The following is a 23,130-nucleotide window of genomic DNA, read 5'->3' as shown; positions in this document are numbered from 1 at the left end:
ACCGATGTCCGACCCCAGACCCAAAGGCCCCGGCGACAGCCCGGTCAACCCGATCCCGCCGCTGGTGCTGGCCATCGTTGCCGCCATGGCCGCCGCCGAGGCGGTGTTCCAATTGGGCGCGCGCGGGCTGGCGGGCGGGCCGGAGGCGATCGGGTGGCGAATCTCCACGATCCAGCAGTTCGGGTTTTCCAACCGTGCGATGACCTGGATGCTGGAGACCGGTCAGTTAAGGATTGATTATCTTGTCCGCTTCGTCACCTATCCGTTCGTCCATGCCAGCCTGTTGCAGGCGGTTTTCGCCATCGTCATGACGCTGGCCATCGGCAAATTCGTGGCCGAGCGCATGGCCGGGTGGGCTGTGGCGATTTTATTTTTCGCCTCATCCATCTTCGGCGCGCTGGTCTTTGGCCTGATCTATCCTGACGGGCCGGGGTTAATAGGGGGTTTCCCCGGCGTCTACGGCCTGATCGGGGGCTTCACCTGCCTGATCTGGCTGCAACTGGGGGCGATCGGCGAGAACCAGATGCGGGCCTTCGTGATGATCGGCGTTCTGCTGGGCCTGCAACTGATCTTCGGACTGCTCTACGGCAACAACTTTACTTGGGTGGCGGATATCGGCGGCTTTGTCGGCGGGTTTCTTCTGTCTTTCGTGCTGGTCCCCGGCGGGATGGCGCGGCTGCGTGAGAAATTACAGCGACGTTAACGGCGAACCGTCTTGCGGAAATCCGACAGGCGGAACGCGCCCAGCAGCTGGCCGAGGCCGAAATAGCTGACGCTGCCCAGCGCGATCAACACCAGGAGCGCGAGCCAACGCCAGCCGCTTAGGCCGAAGAACGGCGTCATCAGCACTTGCAGGCCCCACAGGATGACGCCCAGGAGGAACGAGGCCAGCAGGATGCGCCAGACGCGGCGGCGGAAGCGGTCGTCGAAGCGCGCCACCTCGCCATAGCCGCGTGCGCCGCGCACCAAAAGCCACACCATGACCCAGCCCGCGGCCGTGGCGGCGATGGCCGCGGCCCACCAGCCCACGACCTGTGCCAGCCCCACGGCCAGCGCGGCGTTCACGACCATGGCCACGACGGCGTAGTGAAACGGTTTCTTCGTGTCCGAGCGGGCGAAGAACAGCGGTTGCAGCACCTTTTGCAGCACGAAGGCCGGCAGCCCGAGGCCGTAGATCATCACCGCGAGCGCGGTGGCGGCTGTGTCGTCGGCGTCGAACTTGCCACGCTCGAACAGCACCGACACCAGCGGCAGGGGGATCACCATCAGCGCCACGGCGCAAGGTACGGTCAGCGCCAGAGAGATCTCGGCGGCGCGGGAATAGGCGTGGCGGGCGCCCTCGTGATCCTCGGCCTTGAGCCGGCGCGACAAGTCGGGCAGCAGCACGATGCCGACGGCTATGCCCACGACGCCCAGTGGCAGCTGGTAGAGGCGGTCGGCGGCGTAGAGCCAGCTGACGGCGCTTTCGGTGTTTGAGGCGACAAGCTGACCCACCACCAGGTTGATCTGCACCACGCCGCCCGCAAGGGCCGCGGGCACGGCGACGCGCACCAGCTTGGACATCTCGGGTGTCCAGCGGGGGCGGGTGGGGCGGATGCGCATCCCGGCCCGGTCTGCGGCGATCCAGACCAGCACCAGTTGCGCCACCCCGGCGAAGGGGATCGTCCAGATCAGCGCGTCCGCCACGGGGCCGCCCGTGTAATGCGCGATCATCATCGCGCCGACCAACAGCACGTTCAGGATGACCGGCGCGGCGGCGGCCGCGGCAAAGCGTCCGGCGGCGTTGAGAACCCCGGAAAACAGGGCCGCGAGCGAGATGAAGAAAATATAGGGGAAGGTGATGCGCGCGTAATCCACGGTGATGTCGAAGCGCGGATCGCCGTAATAGCCCTCGGCCGTGGCATAGACCAGCGCGGGCATGAAGATCATCGCCAGCGCGGTCAGGATCAGCAGCACGAAGCTGAGGCCCGAGAGCGCCAGACGGGCAAAGCCGATGGGGTCCTCGTCCGCCTCGAGCCGCCTGGAGAACATCGGGACAAAAGCTGCGTTGAAGGCACCCTCGGCAAAGAAACGGCGGAACATGTTGGGCAGGCGGAAGGCGGCGACATAGGCGTCCATCAGCATACCGGGGCCGATGAGGTTGGCGATGATGACGTCGCGCACGAAGCCCAGGATCCGGCTGGCCAGGGTCCAGACGCCCACGGTCAGGACGCCGGAGAGAAGGCGGATGGGTTTCATGTGCGGTGCCTGCGTCTGCCTTGTTTTCAAGAGCATTAGCCGATTGCCGGGGGCGGGGAAAGAGCCACGTGCGGGGTCCGGCGCGGTGGCCTTGGCGAATCGAAGGTTAACGGCGGGAAATCGCGAGAATTGGCGTCTGTATCGCGTCGGTATTTCTGTCGGTAAAGCGTCGGTGCCGCGGGCATGACCCCATGTGTGAGACCGCCGCGCGCCGCGCCCACCGAAAATTCAGAGGTGGCGGGCGTGGCCGGGGGTGATAGCGTGCGGCGTGCAACCCAGCCCGACCGGAAGGTGCCCCCGATGACGACCTCGCCCTATGACATCCTGTTCGAGCCCGTGAAGATCGGGCCCAAGACCACGCGCAACCGGTTCTACCAGGTGCCGCATTGCACCGGGATGGGGCATCGCTATCCGCAGGCCGAGGCGGCGCACCGGGGCGTGAAGGCCGAGGGCGGCTGGGGCGTGGTGTCGACCCAGGAGACCGAGATCCATCCCAGTTCGGACCTCACGCCGGCCAACGAGGGGCGGCTGTGGGATGATGGGGATATTCCGGCGCTGCAACTGATGGCCGAGGCCGTGCAGGCGCATGGCAGCCTCGCGGCGATCCAGCTGGCGCATAACGGGCATCACGCGACCGGGCGGTATTCGCGACAGCCGACCCTTGCGCCGTCGTCCACGCCCAGCGACTGGGGCGATCCCTGGCAGGCGCGCGGCATGGACAAGGCCGACATCAAGGCGTTCCGCGGCTGGCATGTGGACGCGGCGAAGCGCGCCAAGCGGGCGGGGTTCGACATCATCTATGTCTATGCCGGGCATGACATGACGCTGCTCATGCATTTCCTGCTCGCGCGGCACAACCGCCGCAGCGACGAATACGGCGGCAGCTTCGAGAACCGGTTGCGGCTCTTTCGCGAGGTGCTGGCCGATACGCGCGACGCGGTGGGCGACAGTTGCGCCATCGCGGTGCGGCTGGCGGTGGACGAGCTGATGGGCGAGGCGGGGCTGCGCCACGAGGTCGAGGGGCGCGACATCATCGAGGCGCTGGCCGAGGAGCCGGACCTGTGGGACGTCAACATCTCGGACTGGTCGAATGACAGCCAGACGTCGCGGTTTGCCAAGGAGGGGTATCAGGAGCCTTACACGGCCTTTGTGAAATCCGTGACGACGAAGCCGGTGGTGGGTGTGGGGCGGTACACTTCGCCCGACACGATGGTGCGGCTGGTGAAGTCGGGACATCTGGACCTCATCGGCGCGGCGCGGCCGTCAATTGCGGATCCGTTCCTGCCGAACAAGATCCGTGAAGGCCGGCTGGAAGAGATCCGCGAATGCATCGGGTGCAATATCTGCGTGTCGGGCGACAACCTGATGATGCCGATGCGCTGCACCCAGAACCCGACGGTGGGTGAGGAATGGCGGCGCGGCTGGCATCCGGAGGTGATCACCGGGGACAAGATCGCGTCGGAGCGGTTCCTGATCGTGGGCGGCGGGCCGGCTGGCATGGAGGCCGCGCGCGGGCTGGTGCAGGCGGGCCACGAGGTGGTGCTGGCCGAGGCGAGTGACGCCTGGGGCGGGCGCGTGGCAATCGAGAGCGCGCTGCCGGGGCTGGCGGAATGGGGCCGGGTCCGCGACTGGCGCCTGTGGCAGTTGCAGCAGAAGGATGCGGCCGATCTGTACCTGCAAAGCCGGCTGAGTTCGTCCGACATTCTGGAATACGGAATCGGGCAGGTTGTGCTGGCCACCGGTGCAAGCTGGCGGATGGACGGGGTGGGGCGCACGCACCGCCTGCCGGTCGCGGCGTTCGGGGCGTTGCCGGTGCTGTCGCCCGAAAGCGCGATGCAGGGCGGGCTGGAGCAGGACGACGGAACGGGCCCGATCGTGATCTATGACGATGACGGGTTCTATCTGGGCAGCGTGCTGGCGGAGCTGGCGGTGCAGACGGGCCGCGAGGTGGTGTTCGTGACGCCCGAAGCGGTGGTGGCGCCCTGGACGGAGAACACGCTGGAGCAGACACGCATCCAGGCGCGGCTGATCCAACTGGGCGTGACGATCATTCCGTTGCACGAGGTTGCGGAGGGAGATGGCAGCACGCTGGAACTGGCCTGTGTATACTCGGACGCGCGGCGGCAGATCCCCTGTGCCACGCTGGTGCCGTTGACGTCGCGGGTGCCCAATGACGCGCTTTGGAGCAACCTGAAGGAGCACGAGGCGGACTGGGATGCAGCGGGGGTCACGGCGGTGACGCGGATCGGCGATTGCTATTGCCCCAGCACCATCGCGGCGGCGGTGCATGCCGGGCACGAGTTTGCCCGGACGGTCACGGGCGCGCAGATCGACCCGCCTCGACGGGGCGAGCGGGTGGATTTGTCGCCGGAGAGGTGACGCGGGTGCGGGCCGGAATTTTGGAAAATTCCGGGCGTGAAAATGCGTATTTTCACAGCCATTTCCTGTGCAGGAAATGGTGCCCGCGGGACCCTGCGGTGACGTTGGAGTGCGACGATTGCTTTGGGTCCACTACGATCCTTTTTAACAAGCGCGGCGAATGTTGGCCTTGAGCATTTTATGGACAAGCAGGATCTATAGTCTTGAGCGCCATCGACGGGCCGCGGCGCGGCGATCCAACGGTGGCTCGGCAACACTTTATCCCTGCCAAACCCGAAACAGAATTGAGCGATGCACCAAACGTCACCCAATCGCCGGGCCGTGGGGGCGGCCCGTCGATGGCGCGGGGCCTGCGGCCTGACTCCGCGCTGGGTCTGTAGATCAATCGTCTTTCATGTCCACAAAGCTGCCATCTGTCGCAACCTATCAATGCGGCGGGCGATGCTTTGACGCTTGCTTCCAGCGCATAAAACGCTTTATAGGCGCTGCCGGATCGCCACCCCAGGGGCTGACGATGGCCGGCGTCGTAAATGGCAGCAAAGTCCCGCACAACCGCCCCTCGTTGCAAACATTTTTCAATGCGGGGGGCGACACTTTCACGTCCATGTCCTGCGCAGGAGGCGCGCGCGCCCTGCGTCAGCTGATCGCCTGCTCCACCCCTTCCGAGATCGCCTGGCGCAGCTTGCGTTCCAGCGCCCGCTGCTTGGCCGGGGAATGGAATTTCAGGCCGAACATGTCCTTGACGTAGAACGTGTCGACCACCTGTTCGCCGTAGGTCGCGATGACGGCGGAGTTGATGTAGACGTTGCCGTTGCTGAGCGTGCGCGTCAGGTCGTAGAGCAGGCCGGGGCGGTCGCGGGTGTCGACCTCGATGATCGTGTAGATTTCCGAGCCTTCGTTGTCGAAGGTGATGTGCGTGGGCACGCGGAAGGCGCGTTCGCGTTTCTTGATCTTGTCGCGCGATTGCATGGCGTCGCGGGCCACCACCTCGCCCCGCAGGGTCTTGTGGATCATCTGGGTCAGGCGCGGCAGGCGGTCGGCCTCGTATGGGCTGCCCTCGGCGTCCTGAATCCAGAAGGCCGCCGTGGCGTAGCCGTCCTTGGTGGTATAGGTGCGGGCGTCGACCACGTTGGCGCCCACCAGCGCCAGCGCACCGCACATGCGGCTGAAGATGCCGGGATGATCGGCCAGCGCAAAGCAGACGCGGGTGGCGTCGCGGTCTTCGTCCGGGGTCAGCTGGATGCGGACCTCGTTTTCGGAAATGTCGCGCAGCAGCAGGGCGAAATCCTGATGCGCGGTGACGTGCAGGCCCTGCCAGTAGGGCGGGTAGTGGCGCTCTAGCTCGGTCTTGAGGTCCTTGGCGTCCCAGTCGGTGAGCGCCTCGCGCAGGTTGCGCTTGGCATCCGTGCCGCGCTGTTCGCGGTTGAGCGCCTCGAGCCCGCCTTCCATGGCGCGGCGAGTCTGGCGGTAGAGCGCGCGGATGAGCGAGGCCTTCCAGTTGTTCCAGGTGTTCGGCCCGACGCCACGGATGTCGCAGACGGTCAGCACGCAGAGCAGATCGAGCCGCTCGCGGGTCTGCACCGCCTTGGCGAAGTCGCGCACGGTGCGCGGGTCGGCGATGTCGCGTTTCTGGGCCATGTCGGACATCAGCAGGTGATAGCGCACCAGCCATTCCACCGTGTCGACCTCTTTGGGTTTCAGCCCCAGCCGGGGGGCGACGCGGCGGGCGATCTGGGCGCCGAGGATCGAGTGATCCTCGTCGCGGCCCTTGCCGATGTCGTGCAGGAGCATGGCGACGTAGAGCACCTTGCGGTTCACGCCCTCTTTCAGGATGGAGGACGCAATGGGCAGGTCCTCGGTCAGTTCCTTGCGCTCGATCTTCGACAGCTGGCTGATGCACTGGATGGTGTGCTCGTCCACCGTGTAGCTGTGATACATGTTGAACTGCATCATGGCGCGGATGGGCTCGAATTCGGGGATGAAGGCGGACAGCACCCCAAGCTCGTTCATGCGGCGGAGCGCCCGTTCGGGATTGCCGTGCTTCAGCAGCAGGCCGAGAAAGAGCTTCTGCGCCTCGGGTTTGTCGCGGAAGTCGTCTGTGATCAGGCCGAGATTGGCCGTCACCAGCCGCATGGCATCTGGGTGGATCAGCAGCCCGGTGCGCAGGGCCTCTTCGTAGATGCGAAGAAGGTTGAGCGGGTCCGACAGGAAGGCTTTCTCATCCACGATGCCGAGCCGGCCATGGATCTCCTTGTAGCCGTCCTTGAGCTTGCGCTTGCGGGTGAAGAGGCGTTGCAGCAGCGGCTCGGATTTGACGTGCGCCGCTTCCAGCTTGGTCAGGAAGATGCGGGTCAGGTCGCCGACGGCGGTGGCGTGGCGGAAGTACTCCTGCATGAACACCTCGACCGCGCGGCGCCCGGCGCGGTCCTTGTAGCCCATGCGCTCGGCCACCTCGACCTGAAGATCGAAGGTCAGCTGTTCGGTCGCGCGGTTCGTGACGAGGTGCAGGTGACAGCGGGTGGCCCAGAGAAAATTCTCGGCCTTCAAAAAGGTTTCGAACTCGTCCTGCATGAAAAGGCCGTGACCGACGAGATCGGACACGTCGTCGACATGGTAGAGGTACTTGGAAATCCAGAACAGCGATTGCAGGTCGCGCAGGCCGCCCTTGCCTTCCTTGACGTTGGGTTCGACCATGTAGCGCTCGCCCTGCTTTTCGTGGCGGGCGTCGCGCTCTTCCAGCTTGGCCTCGACGAAGTCGCGTTCGGTGCCTTTGAAGAGGTCGTTGCGCAGGCGGTGGTCGAGATCGGCCGCGAGCCTGTCGTCGCCGTAGAGCAGGCGCTTTTCCAGAAGCGCGGTGCGGATGGTGAAATCGTCGGTGCCCAGGCGGATGCATTCGCGGATCGTGCGGCTGGCGTGACCGACCTTCAGCTTGAGATCCCACAGCATGTAAAGCGTGCTTTCGATCACGCTCTCGGCCCAGGCGGTGATCTTGTAGGGCGTCAGGAACAGCAGGTCGACGTCCGAGAAGGGGGCCATTTCGCCCCGGCCGTAACCGCCGACGGCAAAGACCGTCAGGCGCTCGGATTCGGTGGGATTGGGCAGGGGGTGCAGGTCGCGGCTGGCCAGTTGGAGGGCTGTCATCACGGCGCAATCGGTCAGCCATGTGTAGGCGCGGGTCGCCTCGCGCGCGGCGAACGGCGTCTGGCGCAGCGCCTCGGCGATGGCGGCGTAGCCCGCCGTCATGGCCGCGCGCGTGGCGGTCACCGCCTCCTGTCGCAGGGCGGCGGTGTCCGAGGGGTCGGTCTTGCGCACGGCATCTATCCGCGCCTGCACGGCGTTCTGGTCGAAAATGACCTCGGCCGGGCAGATCAGCGCGTCCGGCGGCGTCAGCGTGTCCTTCATGGCGTGGGCCGGCGGCGCGGGATCAGAGCCCCGCGCGACCGAAACCGGTGGGGGCGGGCGACAGGACCACGACCTGCTGGTTGCGGATGGTCGCCACGGCAAGGCCGCGCTGCGTCGTGCCGTTGGGCAGGAAGCGGAAGATGCCGTTCACGCCCTGAAAGCCCGACGATTGCGTCAGGCTGGAGCGCGACAGGGCATCCGCCCGGCCGGAGCTGGTCAGCGCGCCGATGGCGGCGATGGCGTCGTAGCTGAGGCCCGCAAGATCATGCGGCGCGTTGCCGTTGGCAGCCTGGAAGCGCGAGGCGAACTGGTTGGCGCGCCGCGGGTCGGGAATGGCGAACCAGCCGCCCTGAACGCCCGGCAGTGTGCGGGTCTGCGCCGGTTCGTCCCAGCGGGCGAGGCCGATATACTGCATCTCGGCCGGGGACAGCCCCGCCTCGGGCAGCATTTGGGAAAAGAGCGGCAGCGCGCCGGCGGAGTTGGCGGTGAGGAAGATCGCGTCGGCGCTGTTGGCCTGGGCGTTTTCCTTGATCGCCGGTACGGCGCCGACGACGCCGCCTTGCGAGAATTCGTAGCTTACCACGCCGGCCGATGTGGCGCCGTTGGCACGGATGGCCTGGGCGATGGCGTCGCGGCCCAGTTCCCCGGCGAGGTTGCGCGAATGCACCGTCATGATGCGGCGCTTGCCCTGGCTGACGGCATAGCGGGTGAGGCGGTTGGCGGTGTCCTGGAAGGTCTGGCCGAGGACCAGCAGATTGCCGCCCGCGATGGTGGGGTTGTTGGAGAAGGCCAGCACGTTGACGTTTTTGGGCGCCATCGCGACGGCGACGGCATTGGCGGATTCGGCGTGCAAGGGGCCGACGATGATCTTGGCGCCGTCGGCCACGGCGTTGAGTGCCGCCTGCTGAGCCTTGCCCGCGTCGCCCGCGGTGCCATAGACGCGCAGGTCGATGTTGACGCCAGAAAGATCGGCCACGGCCATGCGCGCGGCGCTTTCCAGATCGCGCGCGAGGCGCTGTTCGTTCGGGTTGGCCGCGCCGTGGGGCACCAGCAGGGCGACCGGCACGGCCGCGCCCGGGTCGATCCGCTGGCCGCTGTTGCCGCCAACAACGGGAATCCCGGCGTCACAGGCGGCGAGCAGCAGGACCGTGGCCAAAAGGGCAAGGCGGTGGAACGGCTTGCGGACAGCATCGAAAACGGCAAACATCGGGGTATGAACTCCTTCTTTCGCGCGGTCCGGACGGACGGCGCAGTTGGCCACGATAATAGACGTCCAGAGAGGCGGGTCCAGTGATGAATCCCGACAAGCAAAGCCTTGCGCCCGGGCTGTACCTGGTGGCGACCCCAATCGGAGCGGCGCGGGACATCACGCTGCGCACGCTCGATATCCTGACGGGCGCGGATGTGCTGGCGGCCGAGGATACGCGCAGCCTGCGGCGGCTGATGGAAATTCACGGGGTGAAGCTGAACGACAGGCCGCTGGTGTCCTATCACGACCATAACGGCGACCGTGCCCGACCGCGCCTGATGGCGGCGCTGGAGCAGGGCAAATCAGTGGTTTACGCGTCCGAGGCGGGCACGCCGATGGTGGCCGATCCGGGGTATGACTTGGCGCGCGCGGCGGTGGCCGAAGGACATGCGCTGGTGTCGGCGCCGGGGCCGTCGGCGGTTGTCACGGCGCTGACGGTGGCGGGTTTGCCGACCGACAGGTTCTTTTTCGCGGGTTTCCTGCCGTCTGGTGGGTCCAAGCGGAAATCCGCACTGAAAGAGGTGGCGGGCGTGCCGGGGACGCTGGTGTTCTACGAATCGCCCAAGCGGTTGGCGGCGATGCTGCGCGACGCGGCCGAGGTGCTGGGCGCTGAGCGGCAGGCGGCGGTGTGCCGGGAATTGACCAAGAAATTCGAGGAGGTGCTGCGCGGCACGCTGGGCGAACTGGCCGAACGGCTGGAAGCGCAGGCGGTCAAGGGCGAGATCGTGGTGGTGATCGAGCGCGGACTGGCAGAGGCGGGCACGGGGGAAGACCTGGATACCGCGCTGAGCGCAGCGCTGGAGACGCAGAGCGTGCGGGACGCGGCCGATACGGTGGCGGCGCGGCTGGGGCTGAAACGGCGGGTCGTCTACCAGCGGGCGCTGGAATTGAGCTGTTAGGGAAAAATTAGATGTTTTGGTGAATGATGGTGGGGTGAGATGAAGGAAGGCTGACCGGTATGACATGCGACACCATCCTGCGCAGGCGCAAGGAACGCGGGCAACGCGCCTATCACAAGGGGGCCTCCGCCGAGAAGTCGGTCGCGCTCGACTATGACCGGCGTGGCGTCGACCTGTTGGAAACGCGCTGGCGCGGTCAGGGCGGCGAGATCGACCTGATCTTTCTCGACCGCGGCGTCTACGTGTTCTGCGAGGTGAAGGCATCGGACACGGTGGACAGTGCGATGGCGCTGCTGCGTCCGGCGCAGATGCAGCGCATTCACGTGGCGGCGTCGGAATACCTGGGCCAGACGCCCGATGGCCAGTTGAGCGAGGTGCGCTTTGACCTGGCGGTCGTGGATGGGCAGGGTGCTGTGACGGTAATGGAAAACGCGTTCGGTCATTTCTGAATTGATCCCCGCCGGTGCTTGGCCCATGTAGAGGGCAGCAAGAGGACGGGGATGGCCCATGAAAATCGCCTTTCAGATGGATCCTATCGGCGCGATCGACATTGCCGGGGACAGCAGTTTTCGCCTGGCCGAGGAGGCGCAGGCGCGGGGGCACGAGCTGTTCTACTACACGCCCGACAAGCTGGCCTATGACCGGGGGCGGATCACCGCGCGGGGCTGGCCGCTGACGGTGCAGCGGGTGAAGGGCGATCATTTCAGCCTGGGCGAAGAGCGGGTGGCGGACCTGTCGGAATTCGACGTGGTCTGGCTGCGCCAGGATCCGCCGTTCGACATGTTCTACATCACCACGACGCATCTGCTGCAGCGGGTCAAGGAGACCACGCTAGTGGTGAACGACCCGTTCTGGGTGCGGAACTTTCCCGAGAAACTGCTGATCCTCGATTTTCCCGAGCTGATGCCGCCCACGGCGATTGCCCGTGACCTGGGCACGATCCGGGCGTTCAAGGAGGCGCATGGCGACGTCATCCTGAAGCCGCTTTACGGCAATGGCGGCGCGGGGGTGTTCCATTTGCCCGAGAGCGACCGGAACCTTTCGAGCCTGCACGAGATGTTCACCGGGTTCAGCCGCGAGCCCCTGATCGTTCAGAAATACCTGCCCGAGATCAAGGACGGCGACAAGCGCGTGATCCTGGTGGATGGCGAGCCGGTGGGCGCGATCAACCGTCTGCCCGGCAAGGGCGAGGTGCGGTCGAACATGCATGTGGGCGGGCGGCCCGAGAAGGTGGCGCTGACCGACCGGGACCGGGAGATTTGCGCCATCATCGGGCCGCGGTTGCGCGAGGCGGGGCAGATCTTTGTCGGGATCGACGTGATCGGGCAGTACCTGACCGAGATCAACGTGACCTCGCCCACCGGCATAAAGGAGTTGGAGCGGTTCGACGGGATCAACGTGGCCGGCAAGATCTGGGACGCGATCGAGGCGAAACGCGCATGAGCGTGATGCGGCCACTGCTGAACCGGTGGCTGCGGCTGACCGAGAAGCCGCACTTGCGCAAGGCCACGGTCGCCAAGGCGCGCAGGTCCTTCGAGACCAAGGCGAAATTCCTGTTCCACGCCCCGCGCGGCACGTCGGTGGCCGAGGACGAGCTGGGCGATGTGCCGGTGCTGTGGACCTGGGCCCTGGGCGTGGGGCGCGAGGACGGGCCGCTGATCCTGTATTTCCACGGCGGGGGCTTCGTGTTCGGCAGTCCGCGGGTCTATCGCAAGATGCTGGCGGTGTTGTCGCGCGAGGCGCGGGCGCCGGCAGCGCTGGTGCAATACCGGCTGGCGCCGGAGACGCCCTTTCCGGGCGCGTTCGACGATTGCATGGCGGCTTACCGCGCGGTGATGGACCGCCCCGGCGGCGTGGTGCTGGCGGGCGACAGCGCGGGGGGATGCCTGGCGCTGGCGGTGCTGGCGGAGATCACGCGGGAGGGGCTTACGCAGCCCAAGGGGTGCATCGCGCTGTCGCCGGTGACAGACCTGACCTTTTCGGGCGATAGCACCCGGGAAAACGCCGAGAGCGAAGCGGTTCTGCCGATCGAGCGGGCCGAAGAGATGTGCGAGTGGTATCTTGGAGACACGGATCCGAAGGACCCGCGCGTCTCACCGCTTTTCGCCGGATTCAAAGGCGCGGCGCCGGTGTGGATCGGGGTGGGCGATACCGAAGTGCTGCGCGATGACACGATCCGCATGGCGGCGCATTTGCGTGACGAGGGCGTGGAGGTGACCGAGGTGGTCGAACACGACCTGCCGCATGTCTGGCCGCTGTTTCACAACATGCTGCCCGAGGGGCGCGAGACGCTGGCGGATCTGGGGGACTGGATCAGGTCTCTTTCATCGTCGTGAGCCGGTAGCTGACCGCTTCGGCCACGTGGGGGCGACGGACGTCCTGGGACCCGTCGAGATCGGCGATGGTGCGCGCCACGCGCAGGACGCGGTGATAGCCGCGCGCCGAGAGCCCCATGCGTTCGGCCACGGTGTTCAGAAGGGCGCGGCCTTCGCTGTCGGGCGCGGCGATTTCTTCCAGAGCCTCGCCTTCGGCATCGGCATTGAGGCGCATGTCGGCGTGATCGCTGAAGCGCGCCTGTTGCACCGCCCGGGCCGTTGCGACCCGCTCGGCCACCTCGAGAGAGCTGTCGCCCGAGGGGGGCAGGTCGAGGTCGGTGAAGCTGACCGGGGGCACCTCGATGCGCAGATCAAAGCGGTCCATCAGGGGGCCGGAAATGCGGGACATGTAATCGTCGCCGCACTGGGGCACGCGTGCGCAGGCGCGGGCCGGGTCGGGCAGGTAGCCGCATTTGCAGGGGTTGGCGGCGGCGACCAGCAGGAAGCGGCAAGGGTAGCGGACATGGGCATTGGCGCGGGCGACGACCACTTCGCCCGTCTCGATGGGTTGGCGCAGGGTTTCGAGCACGGCGCGGGGGTATTCGGGAAATTCGTCCATGAAGAGTACGCCGTTATGGGCAAGGCTGATTTCGCCGGGGCCTGCCCGCCGCCCGCCGCCGACGATCGCGGCCATGGAGGCGGTGTGGTGCGGCTCGCGGAAGGGGCGTGTACGGTTGATGCCGCCTTCGGTCAGAAGACCCGCGAGGGAGTGGATCATCGAGGTTTCCAGCGCCTCGGGCGCCGTCAGGGGCGGCAGGATGCCGGGCAGGCGGGCCGCGAGCATGGATTTGCCGGAGCCGGGCGTGCCGACCATCATCAGGTGATGTCGCCCGGCGGCGGCGATTTCCAGCGCGCGCTTGGCGCGTTCCTGGCCCTTGACGTCGCGCAGGTCGCGGCCCGAGACATCTGCGGTGACCTCGCCGGGTTCTGCCGGGGGCAGGGGCGACTGGCCAGTGTAATGGCGGACGACGTCGGCGAGGGTTGCAGCGCCGATCACCTGGGTGGCGCCGACCCAGGCGGCTTCGGCGCCCGAGCCCTTGGGGCAGAGAAGCGTGCGGCCTTCCTCGGCCGCGGCCATGGCTGCGGGGAGCGCGCCGATGACGGGGATGAGGGAGCCGTCGAGCGAGAGCTCGCCCAAGCTGCAGGTGCCCTCGACGGCGTCGGGGGGGATGATTTCCAGCGCGGCGAGCAGGGCGAGGGCGATGGGCAGGTCGAAATGGCTGCCTTCCTTGGGCATGTCGGCGGGCGAGAGGTTGATGGTGATGCGCTTGGAAGGCAGCGCGATGGCCATGGACGACAGCGCGGTGCGGACACGGTCGCGGGCCTCGGACACGGCCTTGTCGGGCAGGCCCACGAGCGAGAAGGCCGGGACGCCGGGGGTGACGGCGCATTGCACCTCCACCTGGCGGGCCTCGACGCCCTCGAAGGCGACGGTGTAGGCGCGGGCGACCATGGGGGACTCCGTTCCCGTGAGAATGGTTAACGGATAGCGCGCCAGTGGTTTAAGAATGGTTAACCGCTCTGGAGGTCGCGCCGGTGGTGGTCGTCGGAGCCTCCGGCGGGGATATTTGGGGCCAGAGGAAGAGGGGGGTCAGGTGGTGCCGTCACGCAGGGCTGTGAAGGCGGGCCAGGCCTCGGGGTCAATGACCGTCTTGTCGCGGCAGGTGGCGTTGCAGAAGCCGAAAATACGGCCGCCGGTTTCCATCAGGTGCGTGGGGGCCTTGCCGGAATAGGGGCAGGCGGTGTTTTCGGGGGTGCCATCGGTGACGGCGCGGGCCGGGACGGGGCGGAGGCCGGGCCACGCGGTGTGGTCGAGCGGCTGGTCGTAGGGATCGGGGTCGTAGGACTTGGTGAGGCCGAGCGCGCGCCACTGGCGGAAGGCCGGGTCGGCCAGCGTGGTGTCGACATAGGCCTGCGCGGTCTTGCCCACGGGCAGGGCGTAGCCCGCGATGCGGGCGGCCACGGGGGCGTAGAAGGCATCGGCGAGGCTGTAGCGCCCGAAAAGCCAGGGGCCGTCCGCGCCGTGGCGGGTGCGAGCGATGGCCCAGAGCGTGCCGATGCGGGAGAGATCGGCCTTGACGGCGTCTGACGGGGTGAAGCCCTGCCACTGGTGCCGAAGCTGCATCGGGCAGTCGCCGCGCAGGGCGGAAAAGCCGGAATGCATTTCGGCGGTGATCGAGCGGGCGAGGGCGCGGGCGGCCGGGTCGGCGGGCCAGAGGTTGGCGTCGGGGTGGCGTTCGGCCAGGGTTTCGGCCATGGCGAGACTGTCGAAGATGACGAGGCCGTCCGCGTCGCGCATCACCGGGACGAGGCGGGCGGGCGTGAGATCCTTGAGATCCTGTTCCATGGTGCCGTCATAGAGCCCGACCATGTGGGTGCGGTGCGGCAGACCGAACTTTTCCAGCATGAGCCAGCCGCGCAGGGACCAGCTTGAAAACGTGCGGTCGCCGATGAAGAGATCGTATGTCATGGCGCGACGTTAGGCCGGGGTCGGGCCGGCGCAAAGCGGTCATTTGTGCGCATGTGCATCACGGGACGTGATTGATGCCGGACACGTGCCAGCCAGTCGGCGTGTGATGCAGTTCGGTCACCGAGAGCGGGGCGATACTGTGTGAGAACGCTTCGGTCGCGGTGAGGGCGAGCGCGCGCTGAAGCTGGGTGAGGATGACGCCGAGATGGGCGACGATCACGAGGTCGGCGCCGGGATGCGTGGCAATGAGCGCGTCGGTGGCGGCGTCCACGCGGGCGGCAAGCTCGGGCCAGGTTTCGCCCGAGGGCGGGCGCACCTCGCCGGGGTGGTCCCAGAAGGCCTGGTAGCGGGACTGGTCCTTTATGTCCTCGGGGGCCTTGAGATCCCAGTCGCCGAAATGAAGTTCCCGCAGCGCCGGGTCGTGGGGCAGGCGCGTGCGGTCTGCGGCCAGCGTGTCGGCGGTGGCGGCGGCGCGGCTGAGATCGGAGGAGACGAGCAGAGCCTGCCGCGGCAGGTGGGCATCGAGGCGGGCGATGCGCGCGGTGTCGGAGAGGTCGGCGGGCAGATCGGCCCAGCCGACGAGGCCCTTGGCGTGGGTGGGGCCGTGGCGAACCCAGAAGAGGCGGGTTTTCACGGCAGGCTGCCCTTGAGTACCTGGGGCAGGCCGGCGATGACGTGGACCGCGAGGCCGGCCCTGGCGGCCAGTTTGAGGTTCAGTTGTGCGAGCGCGGTGCGGAATTCGGGTGGGTCGGACAGGGCCGGTTCGCGGCTGAGCACGATCACGGGCGCGGCGCAGAGGGCGAGGCCGGCCATCAGCTCCGCCTCGGCCTCGGCCGGGTCCTTGCCGTCGGCGATGAGGGTGTCGAGCCACGCGGGCAGCGCACTCAGCAGGACGGCGGAGTCGCCGCTGATCCCGGCGAGGGTGCGGCCGATGTCGCGCGGTGCGTGCAGGATGGTCCAGTCGGTTTTGCGCCCTGCGACGCCGGGCTGAGTGACAGAATCCTCGGAGGGTGCGGTGAGGATGCACACTGGGCTTCGGCCTGTGCCCAGAGCGAGGGTTTCGGCGTATTCCGCAACACCGGAGCCGACGCCACCTAAAACAAAAGTGAGTCCCGGCAACATTTTTTTTGCATCCTTTTCGTGATCCGCGCGTTGGGATCGTGCGTACCACCACCAAAGACTGCGAAAAAGCTGCTTTAAACCGCGACCGGGAGTATTTCACCATGGCCTTGGATGGCAATTTCAGCACAAACATGTCACGCACGGCGATGAAGGCCGAACTGCTTGATGCCGAGACGGAACTGACACTGGCCTATGCGTGGCGCGACCAGCGAGACGAGGCGGCGCTGCACCGCCTGATCACCGCCTACATGCGGCTGGCGATCTCGATGGCGTCGAAATATCGCCGCTATGGCGCGCCGATGAACGATCTGATTCAAGAGGCTGGTCTGGGGCTGATGAAGGCCGCCGACAAGTTCGACCCCGATCGTGGCGTGCGATTTTCGACCTACGCTGTGTGGTGGATCAAGGCCAGCATTCAGGACTACGTGATGCGCAACTGGTCGATGGTGCGCACCGGCTCGACCAGCAGCCAGAAGTCGCTGTTCTTCAATATGCGCCGGGTGCAGGCGCGGCTGGAGCGGGAATCCATGGCCAAGGGCGAGACGCTGGACCGCCACCAGATGCGCGAGATGATCGCGATCGAGGTGGGCGTGCCGCTGCGGGACGTCGAGATGATGGAAGGCCGGTTGTCGGGCACCGATTTCTCGCTGAACGCGACGCAGTCGACCGAGGACGAGGGCCGCGAGTGGATCGACACAATCGAGGACGAAGGCAAGCGCGGTGACGAGCTGGTCGAGGAAGACCATGACCGTGGCGCGCTGCGCAACTGGCTGGGCGGTGCGATGTCGAAGCTGAACGAGCGCGAGCGGTTCATCGTCGTGCAACGCAAGCTGAAGGACGAGGCGCGGACGCTGGAGAGCCTGGGCGAAGAGCTGAGCCTGTCCAAGGAGCGTGTGCGCCAGATCGAGGCGGCGGCGTTCCAGAAGATGCGGAAGTACCTGGAAAAGCAGGGTGGCGAGGTGCAGAGCCTGCTGGCCTGAGAGGGTTTGCCGGGTTCGTGACCCGAAAAATGACGCTGTCGCGTGTTGCGGCGGCGTTTTTTCTTGTCCGGGTGGCGGGCCTTGTACCGTGCGGGGTCCGGGCATAGTGTTCGCCCAAGTGTTGAGGGAGCCGACGGATGCTGGCCGGAAAACGAATTTTGCTGATCATCGGAGGCGGAATCGCGGCGTACAAGGCGCTGGACCTGATCCGGCGGCTGCGCGAGCGGGGAGCTTCGGTGACGCCGGTGCTGACTCGGGCGGGCGGTGAGTTCGTGACGCCGCTGTCGGTGTCGGCGCTGGCGGGCACGAAGGTGTTCCAGGACCTGTTCGATCTGACGGACGAGGCCGAGATGGGGCATATCGAGCTGAGCCGCAGCGCGGATCTGATCGTGGTGGCCCCGGCGACGGCGGATCTGATGGCCAAGATGGCCGGAGGGCAGGCGGATGACCTGGCCTCGACGCTGCTGCTTGCGACGGACACAGCCGTGCTGCTGGCGCCGGCGATGAACGTGCGGATGTGGGGCCATGCGGCGACGCAAAGGAATATCGCGACCCTGAAAGGAGACGGGATCGGGTTTGTCGGGCCCAATGCGGGCGACATGGCCTGTGGCGAGCATGGGCCGGGCCGGATGTCGGAGCCGCTGGAGATCGTGGCGGCGGTGGAGGCGCGGCTGGCGGCCGGGCCTTTGGCGGGCAAGCGGATCGTGGTGACCTCGGGGCCGACGCATGAGCCGATCGACCCGGTGCGGTACATCGCCAACCGGTCGTCGGGCGCGCAGGGCACGGCGATTGCCATGGCGCTGGCGGGCGCGGGGGCGGAGGTGGTTTTCGTGACCGGGCCGGCGGATGTGCAACCGCCGGAGGGGGTCGAGGTGGTGAGGGTCGAGACCGCGCAGGAGATGTTGCAGGCGGTCGAGGCCGCACTTCCCGTCGATGCGGGGGTATTTGCCGCCGCCGTGGCGGATTGGCGCGTGACGCGTGCGGGCACGAGCAAGATCAAGAAGGAAGGTGGCAAGCTGCCGGTGCTGGAGTTTGCCGAGAATCCCGACATCCTGGCCACGGTCAGCCAGATGGAGGCCGGGCGGCCGACTCTCGTGGTTGGGTTTGCCGCCGAGACCGATGACGTGGTGGCGCACGCCACGGCCAAGCGGGCGCGCAAGGGCTGCGACTGGATCGTGGCCAATGACGTGAGCCCGGCGACGGGGATCATGGGCGGGGTGGAGAATGCGGTGACGCTGATCATGGCAGACGGGGCCGAGGAATGGCCGCGCATGTCGAAGGCGGAGGTGGCGCAGCAGCTGGCGGAGCGCATTGCGGAGGCGTTGGGCTGAGGCCGCGCGGTGCGCCGGAAGAGTTTAATGCCTTCGGCGAGGATATTTATGGCCAGAGGAAAAGCGGGAAGACCCGGCGCATGGTGAGCATTTCGGTGATGTGGGACGAGGGCGCGGACCGCGATTTGGGCCTGCCGCGCTATGAGACGGCGGGGGCGGCGGGGGCGGACCTGCGCGCCAACTTGGCCGACCGGGGCGCGGTAGTGATCGCGCCGGGGGCGCGGGCGCTGGTGCCGACGGGGCTGCGGCTGGCCATTCCCGAAGGCTACGAGGTGCAGGTGCGGCCACGGTCGGGGCTGGCGCTGAAGCACGGGATCACGCTGCCCAACAGCCCGGGCACGATCGACAGCGATTATCGCGGGCCGTTGGGGGTGATCGTGATGAATGCCGGGGCTGAGGCCTTTACCGTGGAGCACGGGATGCGGATCGCGCAGATGGTGGTGGCGCCGGTGGTGCAGGCCGGTTTCGAGGTGGTGGAAACCCTTGAGGAGACCGCGCGCGGGGCGGGCGGTTTCGGGTCCACGGGGGCAAGCTGATGCTGTTGGTGCTGATCCTGGCCGGGGCGATCTGGGGCCTGGGCGCGTGGATGGGTGCGCCGCGCCGGCAGCGCTGGGGCATGATCGGGGTGCTATGGGCCTTCGTCGTCTTGACTCATTTGGTGCTGCCCGACGGCAATGGATTGCGCGAGGCGACGGGGGGCGAGGTGGCGCCGTGGCTTCTGCTGGGGGGCGGCGTGGCGCTGGTGCTGGCCTATCGCCAGGTGTTGCGGCGGTTGCGGCGCCGGGTGGCGGTGCCGGAGCCGGAAAAACCCAAAGGTGTGTTCGCGCCGTCGGAGCTGGAACGCTATGCGCGGCATATCGTGCTGCGCGAGATCGGCGGGCCGGGGCAGAAGGCGCTCAAGCAGGCGAAGGTGCTGGTGATCGGGGCCGGGGGGCTGGGTTCGCCTGCGATCCTGTACCTGGCGGCGGCGGGCGTTGGCCGGATCGGGGTGATCGACGATGATGTGGTGGATGCCACCAACTTGCAACGGCAGGTGATCCATACCGACGCCCGGATCGACATGCCAAAGGTGCAGTCTGCGGCGCAGGCGGCGGAGGCGGTGAACCCTTACGTGGAGATGCGGCCCTATGAGCGGCGGTTGAGTGAGGAGATCGCGGCGGACCTCTTTGCCGAGTATGATCTGATCCTGGACGGGACGGACAATTTCGATACCCGCTACCTGGCGAACCGGGTGGCGGTGGCGCAGGGCAAGCCCTTGATTTCAGGAGCCTTGTCGCAGTGGGAAGGACAGGTGAGCGTGTTCGACCCGGCGCAGGGCGCGCCGTGCTACCAGTGTATCTTTCCCGAGGCCCCGGCGCCCGGGCTGGCGCCGAGTTGCGCGGAAGCCGGCGTGCTGGGGCCTCTGCCGGGTGTCGTGGGGTCGATGATGGCGGTGGAGGCGGTGAAGGTGATCGCGCAGGCGGGTGCGCCGCTACGGGGTGAAATGCTGATTTACGATGCCCTATATGGGGAAAGCCGGAAAATCACACTGAGCCGCCGGGCGGATTGCCCCGTGTGCGGCCAACGAGGAGAGCAACATGACCAATCCGCTGTTGAGTGAGTGGGACACGCCGTTCGGGATGGCGCCGTTCGACAAGGTCTCGGACGAGGATTTCGCGCCGGCATTCGAGGCCGCATTGGAAGAGGCGCGGGGCGAGATTGCGGCGATTGCCGACAATCCCGAGCCGCCGACTTTCGCGAACACGGTGGAGGCGCTGGAAGTGGCGGGCGAGAGGCTGGACAAGGTGTTGTCGGTGTTCTTTACCGTGGCGGGGGCCGACAGCAACGACAGGCGGCAAGAATTGCAGCGGGAGTTCAGCCCGAAGCTGGCCGCGTATTCTTCCGAGATTTACGGCAACAAGGTGCTGTTCCAGCGGATCGCGACGTTGTGGGAGGATCGCGAGAGCCTTGGGCTGACCGACGAGCAGGAGCGCGTGCTGATGCTGACGCATCGCGGGTTTCGCCGCGCCGGGGCCGGGCTGGAAGGCGATGCAGACAAGCGGATGCGCGAGATCCGGTCGCGGCTGGCGGAACTGGGCACGGCGTTCACGCAGAACCTGCTGAAGGACGAGGCGGGGTGGTTCATGGAACTGCGCGAGGCGGACCTGGACGGGCTGCCGGAGTTCGTCGTGCGCTCGGCCCGGGCGGCGGGCGAGGAAAAGGGCGCGGCGGGGCCGGTCATTACCTTGTCGCGGTCCTTGATCGTGCCTTTCCTGCAGTTCTCGCCGCGGCGCGACCTGCGCGAGAAGGCCTACGCCGCGTGGACGTCGCGCGGGGCAAACGGCGGCGAGACGGACAACCGGGGGATTGCCGCCGAAGTGCTGAAGCTGCGCGAGGAGCGGGCGAAGCTGTTGGGGTACGAGAATTTTGCCGCCTTCAAGCTGGAGACCGAAATGGCCAAGACGCCCGAGGCGGTGCGCGGCCTTTTGATGGATGTCTGGGGACCGGCCCGCGCGCAGGCGGAGGCGGATGCCGCAGTGCTGACCGAGATGATGCGAGAGGATGGCGTCAATGGCCCGCTGGAGCCGTGGGACTGGCGGTATTATTCCGAGAAGCGGCGGAAGGCCGAGCATGACCTGGATGAGACGGCGCTGAAGCCGTATCTGCAGTTGGACCGGATGATCGAGGCGGCGTTTGCCTGTGCGCATCGGCTGTTCGGGCTGGAGTTCAAGCGGCTGGATGTGCCGCTCTACCATCCCGATTGCCGGGCGTGGGAGGTGACGCGGGAGGGGCGTCATGTGGCTGTGTTCATCGGGGATTACTTTGCGCGCGGGTCGAAGCGGTCGGGGGCGTGGTGCTCGGCGATGCGGGGCCAGCGGAAGTTTCCCGATGTGAAGGGGCCGGTGGTGATCAACGTGTGCAATTTCGCCAAGGGCGATCCGGCGCTTTTGAGCTATGACGACGCGCGGACACTGTTTCACGAGTTCGGTCACGCGCTGCACCAGATGCTGTCGGACGTGACCTATGAAAGCATTTCGGGCACATCCGTGGCGCGGGATTTCGTGGAGTTGCCAAGCCAATTGTATGAACACTGGCTGGAGGTGCCGGAGGTTCTGTCGGAGTTCGCGACCCATGCCGAGACTGGCGAGCCGATGCCGCAGGAGATCTTGGACAAGGTGCTGGGGGCCGCGACCTATGACATGGGGTTCCAGACGGTGGAATACGTAGCGTCGGCGATGGTCGACCTGGCGTTCCACGAGGGCGAAGCGCCAGACGATCCGATGGCGAAACAGGCCGAGGTGCTGGCGGAGATGGGGATGCCGCACGCGATCCGGATGCGGCACGCGACGCCGCATTTTGCGCATGTGTTCAGTGGTGATGGGTATTCCAGTGGCTACTACAGCTACATGTGGTCGGAGGTGATGGATGCGGATGCCTTCGCTGCCTTCGAGGAAGCCGGAGGCGCGTTCGACGCCGAGAAAGCGCAGGCACTGAAAGAGAATATCCTGTCGATGGGCGGCTCGCGCGAGGCGGAGGAGCTATACCTGGCCTTCCGCGGCCGGATGCCGGGGGTCGAGGCGCTCTTGAAAGGGCGGGGGCTGGCGGCATGACACCGGAAGAGATCGAGAAACTGCCCTATCGGCCCTGCGCGGGGGTCATGCTGGTGAACGGGGACGGGAAGGTTTTCGTCGGTCAGCGGATCGACAGCGAGTATGACGCTTGGCAGATGCCGCAGGGCGGGATCGACGAGGGCGAGGAGCCGCGCGATGCGGCGCTGCGGGAGCTGTGGGAAGAGACCGGGGTGACCGCCGATCTGGTGACGGTGGAGGCCGAGACGCCGGAGTGGATCCCCTATGATCTGCCGCACGAGCTGGTGCCGAAGCTGTGGAAGGCGCGTTATCGGGGGCAGATGCAGAAATGGTTCCTGATGCGGTTTCACGGGAGCGATGCGGACGTGGACATCACCCTTCCGCCGGCGGAGTTTTCCGAGTGGAAATGGATCGCGCCCGAGGACGTGGTGGATGCCATCGTGCCGTTCAAGCGCGGGGTTTATGCCAAGGTGATGGAGGCGTTCGGAGACAGGCTATGAAGATGTTTTTGACGAGCATGGCTTTTGTTCTGGCCGCCGGACCGGCGCTGGCGCTGTCCTGCCTGCGGCCGGATGTGGCGCGCACCTACAACCAGGCGTCGGAGGCGGAGCAGGCCTATGTGGTGGTTTCGGGCGCGTTGCGCTTTGACGAAACCCGGTTGCCGGAGAATGACGGGACCAACAACGACAGGCGCAACGTGACGATCCCGGCGCGGCTGGAGGGGACATCGCTGTCGCGGGCGGGCTTCACGACGCCGTTCGCACGGGACATCACGCTGGAAGTGCGGTGCTTTGGGCCGTGGTGCGGCGGGGCGCAGTCGGGGGTGGAATACTTGGTTTTCTTGGAGAAGCATGGGCGGAACCTGGTGATGGTCGCGGATCCCTGCGGCAGCTGGGCGTTCCCGGAGCCGTCGGCCGAACAGGTGCGGCAGGTGGAGACCTGTATCGGCGGGCTGGAGTGTGTGGCGTTGAAGTGAGGCGGGCGCGCGTGGGTTGTCACCCACCCTACGAGGTGCCGGATCCGGTCCGGTACGCGTTGAGTGGGGGCCGCGCGGAATCAAGGCCGCAGGCCGCCTCGCGATCGCCAGACCGCCCGGACGGGCTGGCGATTGGGTGA

Annotated in this window: 20 protein-coding genes; 13 read left to right on the top strand and 7 right to left on the bottom strand. The window is 66.8% G+C overall.

Going from position 1 to position 23,130, the window contains the following annotated elements:
* The first annotated feature begins 4 nt into the window (after positions 1-4).
* Positions 5-703 carry a rhomboid family intramembrane serine protease gene (locus XM53_RS10690; protein WP_057793121.1) on the top strand — a complete coding sequence of 233 codons (699 nt, stop codon included), beginning with the start codon at positions 5-7 and terminating at the stop codon, positions 701-703.
* On the opposite strand, the gene murJ is transcribed toward XM53_RS10690, so the two are convergent.
* Positions 700-2,238, bottom strand: coding sequence for a murein biosynthesis integral membrane protein MurJ (murJ, locus tag XM53_RS10685; protein ID WP_057793119.1), 1,539 nt, complete (start codon positions 2,236-2,238; stop codon positions 700-702). The genes XM53_RS10690 and murJ overlap by 4 nt on opposite strands.
* A gap of 300 nt (positions 2,239-2,538) precedes the next feature.
* On the opposite strand from murJ, the gene XM53_RS10680 reads away from it, so the two are divergent.
* The gene (locus XM53_RS10680; RefSeq protein WP_057793350.1) at positions 2,539-4,617 is read left to right on the top strand and encodes an oxidoreductase; all 2,079 of its coding nucleotides are present in this window, start codon (positions 2,539-2,541) and stop codon (positions 4,615-4,617) included.
* Between the two features lie 636 nt (positions 4,618-5,253).
* Here XM53_RS10680 and XM53_RS10675 read toward each other — a convergent pair.
* Both XM53_RS10675 and XM53_RS10670 read right to left on the bottom strand, forming a co-directional pair.
* Positions 5,254-8,019 carry a [protein-PII] uridylyltransferase gene (locus tag XM53_RS10675; protein WP_057793117.1) on the bottom strand — a complete coding sequence of 922 codons (2,766 nt, stop codon included), beginning with the start codon at positions 8,017-8,019 and terminating at the stop codon, positions 5,254-5,256.
* A gap of 22 nt (positions 8,020-8,041) precedes the next feature.
* Positions 8,042-9,226, bottom strand: a complete 1,185-nt coding sequence (locus XM53_RS10670) for a penicillin-binding protein activator (protein WP_057793115.1) — start codon at positions 9,224-9,226, stop codon at positions 8,042-8,044.
* Between the two features lie 86 nt (positions 9,227-9,312).
* Here XM53_RS10670 and rsmI point away from each other — a divergent pair, with 86 nt between their 5' ends.
* From rsmI to XM53_RS10650, 4 genes are read left to right on the top strand one after another with little or no spacing between them, the layout of a single operon-like run.
* Positions 9,313-10,167 (top strand): 16S rRNA (cytidine(1402)-2'-O)-methyltransferase, encoded by an 855-nt coding sequence (gene rsmI, locus XM53_RS10665; protein WP_057793113.1) that lies wholly within the window; start codon positions 9,313-9,315, stop codon positions 10,165-10,167.
* A gap of 59 nt (positions 10,168-10,226) precedes the next feature.
* Positions 10,227-10,616, top strand: coding sequence for a YraN family protein (locus XM53_RS10660; RefSeq protein WP_057793111.1), 390 nt, complete (start codon positions 10,227-10,229; stop codon positions 10,614-10,616).
* Between the two features lie 58 nt (positions 10,617-10,674).
* Entirely contained in the window at positions 10,675-11,610 is a 936-nt protein-coding gene (gshB, locus tag XM53_RS10655) for a glutathione synthase (protein ID WP_057793109.1), read from the top strand.
* Positions 11,607-12,503, top strand: coding sequence for an alpha/beta hydrolase (locus XM53_RS10650; RefSeq protein ID WP_057793108.1), 897 nt, complete (start codon positions 11,607-11,609; stop codon positions 12,501-12,503). Before gshB ends, XM53_RS10650 begins: the two co-directional genes overlap by 4 nt.
* Here XM53_RS10650 and XM53_RS10645 read toward each other — a convergent pair.
* From XM53_RS10645 to XM53_RS10630, 4 genes are all read right to left on the bottom strand, one after another.
* Positions 12,481-13,995: a YifB family Mg chelatase-like AAA ATPase gene (locus XM53_RS10645; protein ID WP_057793106.1), complete on the bottom strand. Its 1,515-nt coding sequence runs from the start codon at positions 13,993-13,995 to the stop codon at positions 12,481-12,483. The two genes, XM53_RS10650 and XM53_RS10645, sit on opposite strands and share 23 nt — an antisense overlap.
* Before the next feature lie 138 nt (positions 13,996-14,133).
* Positions 14,134-15,012, bottom strand: a complete 879-nt coding sequence (locus tag XM53_RS10640) for a glutathione S-transferase (RefSeq protein WP_057793104.1) — start codon at positions 15,010-15,012, stop codon at positions 14,134-14,136.
* 58 nt (positions 15,013-15,070) lie between these two features.
* Positions 15,071-15,646 (bottom strand): histidine phosphatase family protein, encoded by a 576-nt coding sequence (locus XM53_RS10635; RefSeq protein WP_057793102.1) that lies wholly within the window; start codon positions 15,644-15,646, stop codon positions 15,071-15,073.
* Complete coding sequence (locus XM53_RS10630; protein ID WP_057793100.1) at positions 15,643-16,134, bottom strand: bifunctional adenosylcobinamide kinase/adenosylcobinamide-phosphate guanylyltransferase; 492 nt, start codon at positions 16,132-16,134, stop codon at positions 15,643-15,645. Before XM53_RS10630 ends, XM53_RS10635 begins: the two co-directional genes overlap by 4 nt.
* Before the next feature lie 101 nt (positions 16,135-16,235).
* On the opposite strand from XM53_RS10630, the gene XM53_RS10625 reads away from it, so the two are divergent.
* From XM53_RS10625 to XM53_RS10595, 7 genes are all read left to right on the top strand, one after another.
* Positions 16,236-17,114, top strand: a complete 879-nt coding sequence (locus XM53_RS10625) for an RNA polymerase factor sigma-32 (protein ID WP_082630933.1) — start codon at positions 16,236-16,238, stop codon at positions 17,112-17,114.
* Between the two features lie 137 nt (positions 17,115-17,251).
* The gene (coaBC, locus tag XM53_RS10620; RefSeq protein ID WP_057793098.1) at positions 17,252-18,445 is read left to right on the top strand and encodes a bifunctional phosphopantothenoylcysteine decarboxylase/phosphopantothenate--cysteine ligase CoaBC; all 1,194 of its coding nucleotides are present in this window, start codon (positions 17,252-17,254) and stop codon (positions 18,443-18,445) included.
* A gap of 80 nt (positions 18,446-18,525) precedes the next feature.
* On the top strand, positions 18,526-18,981 hold the full coding sequence (gene dut / locus XM53_RS10615) for a dUTP diphosphatase (protein WP_057793096.1): 456 nt from the start codon (positions 18,526-18,528) through the stop codon (positions 18,979-18,981).
* Positions 18,981-20,045, top strand: a complete 1,065-nt coding sequence (locus tag XM53_RS10610) for a HesA/MoeB/ThiF family protein (RefSeq protein WP_057793094.1) — start codon at positions 18,981-18,983, stop codon at positions 20,043-20,045. The genes dut and XM53_RS10610 overlap by 1 nt, the downstream gene beginning before the upstream one ends.
* Positions 20,023-22,035 (top strand): M3 family metallopeptidase, encoded by a 2,013-nt coding sequence (locus XM53_RS10605; protein ID WP_057793092.1) that lies wholly within the window; start codon positions 20,023-20,025, stop codon positions 22,033-22,035. Before XM53_RS10610 ends, XM53_RS10605 begins: the two co-directional genes overlap by 23 nt.
* Positions 22,032-22,514, top strand: a complete 483-nt coding sequence (locus XM53_RS10600; RefSeq protein WP_057793090.1) for an RNA pyrophosphohydrolase — start codon at positions 22,032-22,034, stop codon at positions 22,512-22,514. The genes XM53_RS10605 and XM53_RS10600 overlap by 4 nt, the downstream gene beginning before the upstream one ends.
* Complete coding sequence (locus tag XM53_RS10595; RefSeq protein ID WP_057793089.1) at positions 22,511-22,990, top strand: hypothetical protein; 480 nt, start codon at positions 22,511-22,513, stop codon at positions 22,988-22,990. The genes XM53_RS10600 and XM53_RS10595 overlap by 4 nt, the downstream gene beginning before the upstream one ends.
* The last annotated feature ends 140 nt before the right edge of the window (positions 22,991-23,130 follow it).

The sequence above is a fragment of the Roseovarius atlanticus genome, from assembly GCF_001441615.1.
Taxonomy (GTDB): Bacteria; Pseudomonadota; Alphaproteobacteria; order Rhodobacterales; family Rhodobacteraceae; genus Roseovarius; species Roseovarius atlanticus.
The sequence above is the reverse complement of the archived record's forward strand: the minus strand, read 5'-3'. Positions and strand labels throughout refer to the sequence as shown.